General features: G+C 37.6%; 18 protein-coding genes. 1 reads left to right on the top strand and 17 read right to left on the bottom strand.

All coding sequences use genetic code 11. The features are described from left to right. Positions 1-2: 2 nt before the first annotated feature. The 17 genes from CP368_RS03895 to CP368_RS03815 form a co-directional block, all read right to left on the bottom strand. Positions 3-230 carry a DUF2969 domain-containing protein gene (locus tag CP368_RS03895; RefSeq protein ID WP_025005090.1) on the bottom strand — a complete coding sequence of 76 codons (228 nt, stop codon included), beginning with the start codon at positions 228-230 and terminating at the stop codon, positions 3-5. An 8-nt stretch (positions 231-238) separates the two neighbouring features. After that, positions 239-532: a membrane protein insertion efficiency factor YidD gene (yidD, locus tag CP368_RS03890; RefSeq protein ID WP_025005091.1), complete on the bottom strand. Its 294-nt coding sequence runs from the start codon at positions 530-532 to the stop codon at positions 239-241. Between the two features lie 13 nt (positions 533-545). After that, the gene (locus tag CP368_RS03885; protein WP_025005092.1) at positions 546-1,535 is read right to left on the bottom strand and encodes a rod shape-determining protein; all 990 of its coding nucleotides are present in this window, start codon (positions 1,533-1,535) and stop codon (positions 546-548) included. An 83-nt stretch (positions 1,536-1,618) separates the two neighbouring features. Then, positions 1,619-1,849 (bottom strand): DUF1146 family protein, encoded by a 231-nt coding sequence (locus CP368_RS03880; RefSeq protein ID WP_098036573.1) that lies wholly within the window; start codon positions 1,847-1,849, stop codon positions 1,619-1,621. Between the two features lie 62 nt (positions 1,850-1,911). Next, positions 1,912-2,352, bottom strand: a complete 441-nt coding sequence (locus CP368_RS03875; RefSeq protein WP_087175751.1) for a F0F1 ATP synthase subunit epsilon — start codon at positions 2,350-2,352, stop codon at positions 1,912-1,914. 11 nt (positions 2,353-2,363) lie between these two features. Further along, positions 2,364-3,803 (bottom strand): F0F1 ATP synthase subunit beta, encoded by a 1,440-nt coding sequence (gene atpD, locus CP368_RS03870; protein WP_087175750.1) that lies wholly within the window; start codon positions 3,801-3,803, stop codon positions 2,364-2,366. A gap of 22 nt (positions 3,804-3,825) precedes the next feature. Then, positions 3,826-4,788 (bottom strand): F0F1 ATP synthase subunit gamma, encoded by a 963-nt coding sequence (locus tag CP368_RS03865; RefSeq protein ID WP_087175749.1) that lies wholly within the window; start codon positions 4,786-4,788, stop codon positions 3,826-3,828. Between the two features lie 10 nt (positions 4,789-4,798). Continuing rightward, on the bottom strand, positions 4,799-6,310 hold the full coding sequence (gene atpA, locus CP368_RS03860; protein WP_025005096.1) for a F0F1 ATP synthase subunit alpha: 1,512 nt from the start codon (positions 6,308-6,310) through the stop codon (positions 4,799-4,801). A gap of 14 nt (positions 6,311-6,324) precedes the next feature. Then, a complete protein-coding gene (locus CP368_RS03855) occupies positions 6,325-6,873 on the bottom strand; it encodes a F0F1 ATP synthase subunit delta (protein WP_025005097.1) in 549 nt (182 codons plus the stop codon). Further along, the gene (atpF, locus tag CP368_RS03850) at positions 6,873-7,382 is read right to left on the bottom strand and encodes a F0F1 ATP synthase subunit B (RefSeq protein ID WP_025005098.1); all 510 of its coding nucleotides are present in this window, start codon (positions 7,380-7,382) and stop codon (positions 6,873-6,875) included. The genes CP368_RS03855 and atpF overlap by 1 nt, the downstream gene beginning before the upstream one ends. Before the next feature lie 51 nt (positions 7,383-7,433). Continuing rightward, the gene (gene atpE / locus CP368_RS03845; RefSeq protein ID WP_005718768.1) at positions 7,434-7,658 is read right to left on the bottom strand and encodes a F0F1 ATP synthase subunit C; all 225 of its coding nucleotides are present in this window, start codon (positions 7,656-7,658) and stop codon (positions 7,434-7,436) included. A gap of 19 nt (positions 7,659-7,677) precedes the next feature. Continuing rightward, on the bottom strand, positions 7,678-8,391 hold the full coding sequence (gene atpB, locus CP368_RS03840) for a F0F1 ATP synthase subunit A (RefSeq protein ID WP_025005099.1): 714 nt from the start codon (positions 8,389-8,391) through the stop codon (positions 7,678-7,680). 121 nt (positions 8,392-8,512) lie between these two features. Then, the gene (gene upp, locus CP368_RS03835) at positions 8,513-9,142 is read right to left on the bottom strand and encodes a uracil phosphoribosyltransferase (protein WP_025005100.1); all 630 of its coding nucleotides are present in this window, start codon (positions 9,140-9,142) and stop codon (positions 8,513-8,515) included. An 82-nt stretch (positions 9,143-9,224) separates the two neighbouring features. Further along, a complete protein-coding gene (locus CP368_RS03830; protein ID WP_025005101.1) occupies positions 9,225-10,226 on the bottom strand; it encodes an L-threonylcarbamoyladenylate synthase in 1,002 nt (333 codons plus the stop codon). Between the two features lie 5 nt (positions 10,227-10,231). Further along, on the bottom strand, positions 10,232-11,074 hold the full coding sequence (gene prmC, locus CP368_RS03825; RefSeq protein ID WP_098045768.1) for a peptide chain release factor N(5)-glutamine methyltransferase: 843 nt from the start codon (positions 11,072-11,074) through the stop codon (positions 10,232-10,234). Continuing rightward, a complete protein-coding gene (gene prfA, locus CP368_RS03820; protein WP_098045767.1) occupies positions 11,067-12,155 on the bottom strand; it encodes a peptide chain release factor 1 in 1,089 nt (362 codons plus the stop codon). The genes prmC and prfA overlap by 8 nt, the downstream gene beginning before the upstream one ends. A 16-nt stretch (positions 12,156-12,171) precedes the next feature. Continuing rightward, positions 12,172-12,771, bottom strand: a complete 600-nt coding sequence (locus tag CP368_RS03815; protein ID WP_087175745.1) for a thymidine kinase — start codon at positions 12,769-12,771, stop codon at positions 12,172-12,174. A gap of 149 nt (positions 12,772-12,920) precedes the next feature. Between CP368_RS03815 and CP368_RS03810 the strand changes: the two genes are divergently transcribed. Next, a complete protein-coding gene (locus CP368_RS03810) occupies positions 12,921-14,273 on the top strand; it encodes a Mur ligase family protein (protein ID WP_087175744.1) in 1,353 nt (450 codons plus the stop codon). Positions 14,274-14,397 lie beyond the last annotated feature (124 nt).

Here is a 14,397-nt window from a genome sequence, read left to right as displayed (position 1 = left end):
TTTTATTTTTCATGCAATGTAAAGTATGAAAGTAAGTCATTAATACTGCTTTCTAGACTGTTAGCAAATAATACATTGCTACTCTTAGTCGTAGTAGCGCGATAACGACCTTCAACTTTTTCGATTAAACCAATGGACTTCTTGTTAGGAATAATAACTTCCCAAGTTGGTAAATTCTTACCCTTAAGTTCATTAACTTCAATATCAATATTTTCTAACTTTTTAGACATAAATCCTCCTACTTGCTATCCGGGTGAAACTTAGATGCTATAATTTCATCTTCGTATCTCTCAGGATGTGGATTTCGAAAAACAGTAAAATTATCAGGAACTGGGTCCACCCCACCGCGTATAAATGGGTTACATCTTAGTATACGACTAATTCCCATAATTAGCCCTAAAATTGGTCCATGTTTTTTCAAAGCATCAATCATATAACTAGAGCACGTAGGATAATACCTACAACTCGGTGGAAATAATGGCGAAATTAGAGTCTGATAAATACGTACGATAAAAATCAAAATCTTTCGCAAGTAATCTCCTCACTTAGTGTCGTTGATGTTTTTCAATATTCTTAAGCAAAGTACCAGTACCTAAGGCTACAGCTTCCAAAGGATGGTCGGCTGTTAAAACTGGGACCTGCAAGTAATATGATATCAACTTATCAATATTCTTCAATAATGCTCCACCACCAGTAAGCATGATACCACGATCAATGATATCAGCTGAAAGTTCTGGTGGCGTAGTTTCCAATACTTCTTTAGCTGCTGCAATGATTGACATAAGACCATCTTGCAAAGCATGCTGAATTTCAGGGGCAGTAACTGTAGTTTGTCTAGGTAAGCCATCAACTACATCACGACCACGAACCTTAATTTGTTGATCTTCATCAGGTTCAAATGCACTACCGATTTCAATCTTGATTTGTTCAGCAGTTCTTGAACCGATCAATAAATTATGTTTATTCTTAATATAGCTAATAACCGCTTGATTCATACGATCACCAGCGTAGCGAAGTGAACGTGAGGTAACAATTTCCCCCATGGACAAGACAGCAATATCAGTAGTACCACCACCGATATCAATAACCATATTACCTTGTGGTTTAAAAATATCAAGTCCTGCACCTACTGCAGCTACCTTAGGTTCAAAATCAAGGTAAACCTTACCGCCACCTGATTTTTCTGCTGCTTGAATAATAGCCTTTTGTTCAATCGAAGTAACTCCTGTAGGAGCACAGATTAAAATATTAGGCTTAGACATAAAACCTTTTACATTTAATTTTTCAATAAAGTATGACAGCATTTCCTCTGTAATATCGAAGTCCGCAATTACACCGTTCTTCAAGGGGCGAATTACGCGAATATTACCTGGGGTTCTTCCTACCATTTCATATGCCTCTGAGCCAACTGCTACTACTTTATTTGTATCAGTATTAACAGCGACTACAGATGGTTCATTTAAAACAATCCCTTTTCCAGAGACATTGATTAGTACATTAGCTGTTCCTAAATCAATTCCTATATCTCGTGCCACAATAACCCTCCATAATTATTCATCGTCCATTTTACCATAAATAAATAAGAGTTTCCTTTACTGTCCCTGTTTTAACACAATCTTTAAAACAAATTACCTAATTGCATCGAAGTATCGATAAATGTAATTACAAAATTACCAACTAAAAAGCCCAATGCAATAGCAAGAAATAAATATAATAATTGCGTTTCAAACACATGTCCTTTACGAATTATTTTTTCTAGCTGCACAGCCTTCATTGCCTGAAAAGATAATCCAATTGCAATCAAATAAATTATTATACTAATAATGGCATGAACGCCTAATTGAAACATATTCTTTTCCTTTATTAATAAAAAAGACGGATGCAAAATCTGCATTCGTCTTTTTATCTCTTTTAGTGACCTTTAGTGTTGTAAACACTAATTCTGTTCATTGCTCGTCTTAAAGCAACTTCAGCACGTTCAAGAGTACGCTCATCATGCTTTTCACGTGCTTCCTTCAAACGCTTCTCGGCTCTTTCCTTAGCGGCTTGAGCACGAGATACATCAATGTTTCTAGCACGTTCAGCACTATCCGCAATAATTGTAGCCACGTTATTAGAAAATTCAATATACCCACCACTAATAGCGATGTGATCAATTCTTGAATTCATTTCACGACTACGTTTAACCTTGACCTCACTAATTACTAATGGGGTAAGCAAGGGTACGTGATTATACATTATTGAACGTTCACCATCTATAGCACGTACATCAACGATGCTTCCACGATGTGAATAAACCATTCCATTAGGAGTTACAACATTTACTTTAAAAAGCTTTTCTGGATCTGCCATTGGACATCACCCTACTTTTCTAGTAATGCTTTAGCTTCTGGATCACTTGGAGTTACGCCCATTTCTTGTGCTTTCTTCAAAACATCTTCAATTGGACCAACACCACGGAACGAATCTTCTGGTAAGTCATCAAGATGACCATCTAAGATAAGCTTAAAGCCCTTAATGGTTTCCTTAATTGGAACATATGAACCTGGCACACCAGTAAACTGTTCAGCAACAAAGAAGTTTTGTGACAAGAAGAATTGAACTTTACGTGCACGTGCAACGATCAATTTTTCTTCATCAGATAATTCATCCATACCTAAAACAGAAATAATATCTTGCAATTCGTGGTAACGTTGCAAAACATGTTGAACACGAGTAGCAACTTCGTAGTGTTCTTGACCAACAACTTCAGGGTCAAGGGCACTTGAAGTTGATTCAAGTGGGTCAACGGCTGGATAAATACCTTGTTCAACCAAACTACGTTCCAAGTTAGTAGTAGCATCCAAGTGTGCGAATGTGGTTGATGGAGCTGGGTCGGTATAGTCATCAGCAGGAACATAAACGGCTTGAATTGAAGTAATTGAACCCTTCTTAGTAGAAGTAATTCTTTCCTGCAATTGTCCCATTTCAGTTGCCAAAGTTGGCTGGTAACCAACGGCACTTGGCATACGACCAAGCAAAGCTGAAACTTCTGAACCGGCCTGAGTAAACCGGAAAATGTTGTCGATAAAGAGCAAAACATCTTGACCTTCAACATCTCTAAAGTACTCGGCAAGAGTCAAACCAGTTAACGCAACACGCATTCTGGCACCAGGCGGCTCGTTCATCTGACCAAATACCATGGCAGTTTTACTTAAAACGCCTGAAGCTTTCATTTCGAAGTAAAGGTCGTTACCTTCACGAGTTCTTTCACCAACACCAGTAAATACGGAAATACCACCGTGTTCTTGAGCGATGTTGTGAATCAATTCCTGAATAATAGTGGTCTTACCAACACCGGCACCACCGAACAAACCAACTTTACCACCACGAACGTATGGTTCAAGCAAGTCGATAACCTTGATACCAGTTTCAAGAATTTCACGACTAGTAGTCAAATCTTCATACTTAGGTGCTTCCTTATGGATGCTTTCACGAGGGTGATCCTTTGAGAATTCTGGGCCACCATCAATTGGTTGACCTAAAACGTTGAATACACGACCTAAAGTATCTTCCCCAACAGGAACTGAGATTGGGCCACCAGTATCTTCAACTTTCATACCACGTCGAAGACCATCGGTAGATTCCATGGCAATCGTTCTTAAGACACCATCACCAAGCTCAACTGTAACTTCAAGAACAATACTTTCATTCTCGGATTTAATTACACGCAAGGCATTGTTAATATCAGGCAAATTCTTATCGATTGGGAATTTTACATCGACAACTGGGCCGATTACTTGAACGATTTCACCTTCACTCAAAACATCTACCTCCTTTTCTTTATTACTCTAAGGCATTTGCACCACTGATAATTTCAGTAATTTCAGTAGTAATTTGTGCCTGTCTAGCACGATTTAATTTCGTAGTTAAATTTGAAACTAAATCCTTAGCATTATCAGTTGCACTCTGCATAGCTGTCATTGAACTAGCATGCTCTGCAGTCTTTGCATCCAAAATAGCACCATAAATGGTTGAACGCGCATACTGTGGTAACAACTTCATTAACACTCTATTAGGATCTGGTTCAATATCATATTCTAATTCTTTATGTGCTTCAGCTTCTTTAACACCAATATCTAAATCGACAATTGGTAACATCTTTTCAACACGAAATGCAGATGATAATGAGTTTACATGGTGCGTATAACATACATAAAGTTGATCAAACACACCGTTCAAAAACATCTTGATTGCTGTTGAAACGATTGGCAAAACTTCATCAAAAGTTGGGACATCGGACACACCATTTTTCTCGTAAACAACATTAACGTTGTTCTTCTTGAAAAATTGGGCTCCAACTGAACCTACAGCCAAGACTTTAACTTCATGACCTTGTGCACGTTCATCTTCAAAGATTCCCATCATGTTCTTAATAACATTACTATTATAAGAACCTACCAAACCACGATCACCACTTACTACTAAAAAGCCAGTAGACTTAATATTCTTTCGTGGTTGAATCATATCAGCTGTAATACCTAAACCGAATACATCAGTGTAATCGATCTTGGCAATATTTCTCTTATCAATTGATACGTCTTGATCGCGCAAGCTATCTACCACCTGTGAACTAATCAAGCGAGAAATAGTCTTACGAACATGATCGTTATAAATGGTGTAACCTTTATCACGATCTTCGGTTTGGTTTAACTTTGATGCAGAAACCATTCGCATAGCTTCTGTGATTTTACCAGTTTGTTTAACTGAAGCAATTTTCTTCTTCAACTCAAGTAAAGATGCAGGCATATTCTACCTCCTATTTCTCACTTGGTGCAAAGCTCTCACTAAATTCCTCAATAGCTGCTGACAACTTCTTATCATCTGGCAATTTACCAGTTTCACGAATTATCTTGAGCAAGTCAGCATGGCTGCTGTCAAAGTTATCAAACAATTCATTTTGGAAGCGACTAATGTCTTCAACTGGAATAGAATCAAGATAGCCGTGAGTCAAAGCATAAAGAATCAAAACTTGTTTCTCAACTGGAATAGGATCATGAAGTGGTTGCTTCAATACTTCAACAGTTCTTTGACCTCTATTCAGCTTAGCTTGAGTGGCTTGATCAAGATCACTACCAAATTGAGCGAAACTTTCAAGTTCACGGAAAGCAGCAAGGTCAGTACGTAAAGTACCAGCAACTTTCTTCATAGCCTTAATCTGGGCGTTACCACCAACACGAGAAACTGAGTTACCAGCATCAATGGCTGGACGAGTACCAGCAAAGAACAAATCACTTTGTAAGAAAATCTGACCATCAGTAATAGAAATTACGTTGGTTGGAATATATGCAGAAATGTCTCCCGCTTCGGTTTGGATAATTGGCAATGCAGTCAAAGATCCACCGCCAAGCTTGTCACTCAACTTAGCACTACGTTCTAGCAAACGTGAGTGTAAGTAGAAGACGTCACCTGGGTAAGCTTCACGACCAGGCGGACGACGGAGAAGCAAGGAAAGTTCACGATAAGCGACGGCTTGTTTTGATAGGTCGTCAAATACGATTAATACATCCTTGCCATTGTACATAAATTCCTCACCCATAGCAGTACCAGCATATGGTGCAATGTAAAGCATTGGTGCTGGTTCACTTGGGCCCGCTTCAACAACAATGGTATAATCCATTGCTCCGAAACGCTTTAAAGTTTCTACTTGAGTTCTAACGGTTGATTCCTTTTGACCAATAGCAACATAAATACAAATTACATCTTGGTTCTTTTGGTTAAGAATTGTATCGATGGCTAAACTAGTCTTACCAGTTTTACGGTCACCAATAATCAATTCACGCTGTCCACGACCAATTGGAACTAAGGCATCGATAGCCTTAATACCAGTTTGAAGTGGTTGATTAACTGATTGACGGTCCATAACCCCTGGAGCCTTTTCTTCAATAGGACGCGTCTTATCAGCCTTAATTTCACCTAAACCGTCAACAGGTTGACCCAATGGGTTAACTACTCTACCGATTAAGGCGTCACCAACAGGAACTGACATAATTCGACCAGTTCTTTGAACACGGTCGCCTTCACGAATATCGTCAAATTTACCTAGGATAATGATACCAACATCACTAGCATCAAGGTTTTGAGCAATACCGTATGAACCGTTATCAAATTTTAACAACTCACCGGCTAATGCATTATTAAGTCCGTGAGCCCGGGCGATACCATCACCAACGTAAGTTACAACACCAACTTCGTTAATGTCGAGCTTGTCGTCGTAATGTTCAAGTTGCTGCTTGATCAAGGAGCTAATTTCTTCCGCTTTAATGCTCAATGGTTTCACCTCTTTTAATTTTCATCAATTATTTGCGCACGGATCTTCTTCAGCTTATTTTTAACTGATCCATCAATCACGCGATCCTTCACTTGAAGAATCACGCCGCCTAAAATACTTGGATCAACTTTATTCTCAAGACGCACAGCATTTAAGTTATATTTCTTAGCGAAACCATCACCTAAACGCTTAAGTTGATCATCATCCAACTTCACTGCTGTAGTTGCAGTACCAGATGCGATCTTGTTTTTATCATCATAAAGTACAACAAATTGATCAATAATATCGACCAAGTATGCAAAACGATCATATTCAAGCAGCAAATTTAAAAAGCCTTGTACTTCTTTTGAAAAATCTTTTTCAATAGCAGTTAAAAAATCTTTTTTATCCTTACTGTTTAAGATAGGATCACTTAAAACGTTGATGACTTGAGGAGTGGCAACTACTGCCTTTTTTAACTCCACCATTTCATCATAAACGCTATCAAGTACTTTATTATCTTGCGCATAGCCGAACAAAGCGGCACCGTAGCGTGCAGCTACTTCTTCTCTACTTAAAGCCATTAATCATCCAACCCCTTAATAAATTGGTCGACTAAATCTTTTTGGTCTTCAGCAGATAAATTCTTAGCAATTACCTTTTCAGCAATAGCTACAGAAATATCAGCAACTTGATCACGTGCAGAATTCAATGCATCTGATTTAGCCTTAGTGGCTTCTTCATTTGCCTTCTTACGAATTGCTGCAGCATCTTCATTCGCACTTGCTACGATTTCTTTGCCAGTTTTTTGCGCATTAGCTTTAGCGTCAGAGAGAATCTGTGTTGCTTCTTGTCTTGAGTTCTTCAAGGCAGCTTCACGCTCGTTAGCAAGCGTTTCAGCCTTTTTGCGATCACTTGCAGCTGAATCCAAGTCATTAATAACTTTTTGCCGCCGCTTTTCCATCATTTCTGATACTGGACCCCAAGCAAAGTGCTTGACCAATAACATCAATATGGCAAAACAAATTAAATACCAAAGTGCATTACCTAGGTAAATATGATGTGAGGCTGCAAATAATGTTTGAATAGTCATTTACTGCCCTTCTCTCTTTAATACTTAAATCCTTTAGTTTTAAAAATTTTATTAAAGGAAAAGAATCAAGAAGGCAACAACGATAGCCAAAATAGGAACGGCTTCGATCAAACCAACACCGATAAACATTGTTGCTCTTAAGTTACCTGCACTTTCAGGTTGACGAGCCATACCTTCAAGAGTTTTTGAAATAACTTTACCGTTACCCAATGAAGCAGCTAAAGCTGCCAAACCAGCTGCGATGGATGCAGCAAGGTATTTAAAAGCTTCTGACATAAATTTATACCTCCAAAATTTATTCTGTAGTAACTTTCTTACCAATGTAAACCATTGATAAAGTTACGAAAACATATGCCTGGATAGAGCCAATGAAGACAGAGAAACCTTGCCAAATCATGGCTAATGGAGCTGCTAGAATCAATGTAAATGGTCCACCAGCATGTGCTAGATCATTACCAATTAATGTAAGCAAAACTTCACCAGCATAAATGTTCCCATATAAACGTAATGATAAGGTTAAGAAATTGGTAAACTCTTCAATAATGTTAATTGGGAGCATAAAACCAACTGGCTGCGTATAATTCTTTAAATAGCCGCCAACACCAAATCTTTGTACGCCGAATGTGAACGATAGAAGCAAGGTCATCATTGCAAACGACATTGTCGCTACTGGATCAGCAGTTGGTGACTTGATAAAGACCCAATCATCAACTTTGACTTCCATAAACATACCCAATTGGTTCATAAACCAAATGAAAAGAAATAAAACAAGTGCATATAAAGATAGGTGTTTTTGCGCATCTACATCACTAACATTATCTTTGACGATACCGTTAGTAAAATCGAGTAAATATTCAAAAACATTTTGTCTTTTGTTAGGTTTCATTTCAACTTTTCTTGCAAGCCAAAGGCAGATAAGAAAAACTGCTAAAGCCATTAGCGTTGAACCGATGATCCCAGTAAGATCAAAATTCAAGCCCATGAATTTAAAAACAAATGATTTCTCCATTACTTCGTGACCTCCCTTCTCGTGTTGAATTAAACTCGAACACGTAAATCATCTTAACACCAAAAAATTCTTTTGTGTAACATGAAAGCGTATTCTAATAAATATTTTTACGAAAAAGGGTTTACTTAGTTCCGAATAATCGGTCACCAGCATCACCCAAACCTGGGAAGATGTAGCCGTTATCCATCAACTTTTCATCTTCAGCAGCTGCGTAAATATCAACATCTGGGTTAGCTTCTTGAACAGCCTTGATTCCTTCTGGAGCCGCTACTAAAACTGCTAACTTGATTTCTTTAACGCCGCGCTTCTTTAATGCAGCAATGGCATCATTTGCTGAACCACCAGTTGCAAGCATTGGATCAACAACTAAACATTCACGTTCAGCAATATCCTTTGGAGCCTTGAAGAAGTATTCATGTGGCTTCAAAGTTTTTTCATCACGATACATGCCGATGACCGCAATTTTAGCTGATGGTACCATATCAAGAACACCATTAAGCATCCCGATACCAGCACGTAAAATTGGCACAATTGTCAATTTCTTACCAGCAATTTCTTTTTGGACAGTTTTACCCATTGGTGTTTCAATTTCAACATCTTCAAGTGGTAAATCTCTCGTAATTTCATAGGTCATTAACCCACCAATTTCGCCAACAATTCTACGAAATTCATTTGAACCTGTGTCCTTACGACGAATGATAGTTAATTTGTGTTGAATCAATGGATGATCCAAAACTACAAACTTTCCCATATATGCCTCCTATAACAAATAATCTGATCATAAATATTTTAATCAAAAACGCAAAGGGTTTAAACCCCTTTGCGTTTATTTTTTATTTATTAAAATGATGTCCACCAGCAGCTTTGTTCAAACGATTCATGTAAGCCAAACTTTCTTCGCCTTCATCAAAACCTTGAACATAAATTGTGGCGATGTCGTCTTTATCGTCAAAATAACGTAATCCGCCAAATAAATTATGATCAGCATCAACTAAGTTCTTACCTAAATTAAACTTGTTTTCATCTGGCAAATCAATTTGATCCAAAACTGAACCCAGTGCGGCAACACCCGTTTTATCATTAAAGTCAATTTGACTAAAGTCAGCGGGATCATCTACTACGATCACTGGTTCACTTGGAGCATAGTGGCGATACTTCATACCTGGAGCCTTCGGCACATCTTTATCTGCAACCTTACCAGTATTAATTAAAACTTTTTCGCCTAAAACTTCACTAAGTTCTTCTGGCGTAATCTCACCTGGACGAAGAACAATTGGAGTTTTGACTGATAAATCAATAATAGTTGATTCAAGACCCACGCGAGTTGGACCACCATCAATAATACCTGCAATCTTACCTTTCAAATCGTGGTAAACATGCTCAGCTGTTGTTGGACTTGGCTTAGTTGAGGTATTAGCAGATGGGCCTACGATTGGATAACCCAATTTTGCAATCAAATCATGAGTTAACTGATCGTCAGGACAACGAAATGCAACTGTATCAAGACCACCTGTAACAGCATCTGGAAGCGTACCAGGCTTGACAAACAAAAGCAAAGTCAATGGACCTGGCCAAAAATGCTTGATTAATTTCTTAGCTCTTTCAGGCACTTCCTTTGCATAACGCTCCATCATTTTTTCATCAGAAACCGTAACGATCAATGGATTATCACTAGGGCGACCTTTTGCGGCATAAACGCCCTTGACAGACTTTTCTTTAGTTGCAATAGCGCCTAAACCATAAACTGTTTCAGTAGGAAATGCTACAAGCTCCCCTTCAGCTAATAATTTAACAGCTTCATCAAGTTGATCTTTTTTAAAAATTTTGGTTTCCATAATTTTTATTTTTGCCACCTTCCATGAATCATGCGTGGCTTGCCGGCCATGTCTTTTCTAAATTCAATATCAAAATCAGGCAATTCTTTAGCAAATAATTCTTTTAATTGATCTTCTTCACTGAAACCAAATTCCAAGAAAAATTCACCATGACTATTTAAATGATCACGAACCTGTTTAGCAAATTTTTTATAAAAATCTAAACCGTCACTACCTGCAAAAAGAGCCTCTTTAGGTTCATTCTGCAGGACATTATCATCCATCTCTTTTTTCTCAGTTGTCTTAATATATGGCGGGTTAGAAATAATCTTGTCGAACTTCTCTAATCCAATTAAGACATTCGCTTTGCGCGTTACTACATCCAAGTCATAAGTCAAGAAATTCTCTTCACTAGTTCTTAATGCAGAATCAGTAATATCACTAGCATAAAGGGTCAAATCTTTAATTTCCTTTTTCTCTGCCTCTTTAGCAAGAGCAACAGTGATGCATCCCGAACCAGTACCAAGATCAAGCACCTTATCGCCGCTCTTTAACGACTTAAGTGCCCATTCAACTAGTTCTTCGGTTTCAAAACGAGGAATCAAAACTCCTCGCTGTACCATGATCTTATATCCCAAAAACCAGGCGTAACCCAAAATATACTGCGGAGAAACACCCTTAGCTAGCTTTTTAATGTCTTTATTAGCTTGTTTTAACTGGGCATCAGATAAGACCATATCTTGTTTTAACTCAAATTCGCTTGGAGTCAAATTAAGACGTTCCGCTAAAACATAATCTATATCTTCAGGGCGAGCATTTTCAGCAGTTTCGCCTGCCTTAATTCTAATTTCCTTTAAAGTTTTAGGCATTTTGATCAGCCAACTCCTCTAATTGCTTAGTTTGGTTATAAAGAATCAATGCATCAATAATTTCGTCAAGCTCACCGTTCATTACTCGATCAAGCTTGTTAATAGTTAAACCAATACGGTGATCAGTTACACGGTTTTGAGGATAGTTGTAGGTTCTAATTCTTTCTGAACGATCCCCTGTACCAACAGCGCTCTTACGCTTGGCATCATATTGAGCTTGATTTTGACTTTCGTAATAATCGTAAACACGAGATTTCAAAATTTGCATAGCTTTTTCACGGTTTTGTTGTTGACTACGTTGATCCTGCATAGCAACTACGATACCCGTTGGTAAGTGAGTCATACGTACGGCACTAGAAGTCTTGTTAATGTGCTGACCACCGGCACCACTTGAACGGTAAACATCGACACGAATATCTTTAGGATCAATATCAATATCAACTTGCTCATATTCTGGCATAACGGCAACAGTAGCAGTTGAGGTATGAACACGACCTTGGGATTCAGTTACTGGGATACGTTGAACACGGTGAGCACCATTTTCATATTTCAATTTTGAATAAACCTTGTCCCCAGTAATCATAATGGCAACACGCTTATAACCACCAACTTCTGTTGGGTCTGAATCAATCATCGAAACCTTCCAGTTTTGACGTTCAGCGTATTTTTCATACATTCTAAGCAAATCGCCAGCAAAAAGTGAAGCTTCATCACCACCAGCGGCACCACGAATTTCCATGATGATGTCTTTGTCATCATTAGGGTCCTTTGGCAACATCAAGATTTTAATTTGATCTTCGAGTTCTGGAATTTCCTTTTCAATTTCAGCGTTTTCTTCTTTAGCCATTTCGATCAAATCAGAATCTGTTTCACTGGCAATAATTTCTTTATTGTCAGCAATTTCTTGCTTATCCTTTTTGTATTTCTTGTACTTTTGTACAACTTCACGCAAATCGGCTTCTTCTTTAGAAATTTCCATGTAACGCTTAGTATCATTAATAACTTCAGGGTCTGCCATCATTTCTTGAAGTTCTTCATAATGAGCTACTAAGCCCTCTAATTGAGCCATTACTTTATCCATAAATTAAAAGTCCTCTCTATCTCTGAATACCTGGGTGAAAATAATGATAGCGACAAACTGGATAGTAACTCTCATCGCCACCAATTTGTACCTGCTCACCTTCATATACAGGTTTGCCATTATTAACTCTTAAATTCATTATTGCTTTATGACCACAATAATGACAAATAGTTTTCATCTCTTCTATTTTATCAGCAAAAATCAATAAATTTTCACTGCCTTCAAATAAATGATTCTGAAAATCATTTTTTAAGCCAAACGCCATTACTGGGATATTAAATTCATCTACAATTTTGGCACATTCCAAAACATGATGTCTTTTCAAAAACTGTGCTTCATCAATTAAAACACAAGCCAATTTTCCTTTTCCATCAGCTAGATCATGGCTATTCATCTTTTCGATGTATGTAAATAAATTCATATCTTCAGTAATTGGAATTGCCTTTCGATGTAAGCCAATCCTAGAAGCAACCGTACCAACACCACTACGATTATCAAGTCCGCTCGTCATTAAAGCAATTTTTCGTCCTTGTGCCTCATAATTGTGAGCCACCTTTAAAATTTCTATTGTTTTACCACTACTCATTGCACCATAACGAAAAAATAATTGCGACATTCCGGGCCCTCCCTTTTACTTAAAAAGTATTCGCCTAACATAGTATAGAGGAAAAAATAAATTTGTGTAGCTAAATGAACAGTAAAACCTCGTTTTCATTCCTGCTCTATGCTAAACTAAAACATAGTTTTAAAGTGAGGGATTATAACATGAGTTTTAAATCAGGAATCGCCAAAGTTGCGGGAAAGTCTAGTTACTGGTTTTTACATAACGTTTTAAAAGGTGGTACTAGTTTTCCTGGCAAGTTTGCTATGAAAATTGATCCAAACGTTCTTAATTCTCTAGCCAAAGGCTACGAAACCGTAATCGTTACTGGTACTAATGGGAAAACCATGACTACTGCATTAATAGTTGAAGCCTTAAAGAAAAAATACGGTGATGTTTTAACTAACCCATCAGGTTCAAACATGCAGCAAGGAATTGTAACGGCTTTTTTGGCTCACAAACATAAACATGTTAAGCGAAAGATTGCGGTGCTAGAAGTTGATGAAGCTAACGTAAAAATGGTAACTAAGTTGCTTCATCCTAGCGTATTTGTTTTAACAAATATTTTCCGTGATCAGATGGATCGATACGGTGAGATTTATACGACCTACGACAAAATCGTTGATGGTATCAAATTAGCACCTGATGCGACCATTATTGCTAACGGCGATGCAAGCATCTTTTCATCAGTTGAGCTCCCTAATAAGAAAATTTTCTACGGTTTCAAATTACCTGATGATAAACCAGAAAACGATCTTAAGGCCCCTGTTAATACTGATGGTGTGCTCTGCCCTAAATGTGATCATATTTTGCATTACCATAGCAGAATTTACGCAAACTTAGGTGACTTCTTCTGCCCTAATTGTGGCTACGACCGTCCTGACTTGACTTTTACAGTCAATAACATTCTTGAACAAACGCCTAATAGTTTGAAATTCCAAATGGGCAACAAGGATTACTCTATTAACATCGGTGGTACTTACAACATTTATAATGCTTTGGCTGCTTACTCAGTAGCACGTCATTTTGGCTTAACTGAAGCTGAAGTTGCTCAAGCATTTGCAGAAAACAAGCGTATTTTTGGCCGTCAAGAATTAATTCATTACGGTAATAAAGATATTGATTTAATCTTGGTCAAAAATCCTGTTGGACTTGATGAAGTGTTACACATGCTCAACACCGAAAAGGATGATTATTCTTTAGTTGCACTGCTTAACGCTAACCACGCAGATGGTATTGATACATCATGGATTTGGGATGCTGATTTTGAAGGATTAAATAAAGACAAGATTAAGAAAGTTCTGGTTGGTGGACAACGTTGGCATGACATGGGCTTCAGATTAGAAATTGCTGGCTTTGATCCAGGTACAATGAGCACCAATCCAGATTATGATAGTTTAATCGAAGAAATTAAAAAATTACCAACTAAGAAGGTTTATATTCTTTCTACTTATACTGCTATGCTTGCCCTTAGAAAGAAAATGGCCGAAAAGAAAATTATTAAAGCTGGTATGTAACGATAAAGATTCACGCAAAGTGAATCTTTTTATTTTAGAGAAAAATAAAAAGGTCTAAGCTGAAATAGCCAATGTCATTAAGTTAAGACATTGACAATTAATATTAGACTTTTAAAGCACTGAT

Origin of the sequence: Lactobacillus sp. UMNPBX17 (genome assembly GCF_002553735.1) — a bacterium.
GTDB lineage: Bacteria > Bacillota > Bacilli > Lactobacillales > Lactobacillaceae > Lactobacillus > Lactobacillus gallinarum.
This window is presented reverse-complemented; position numbering and strand designations above follow the sequence as displayed.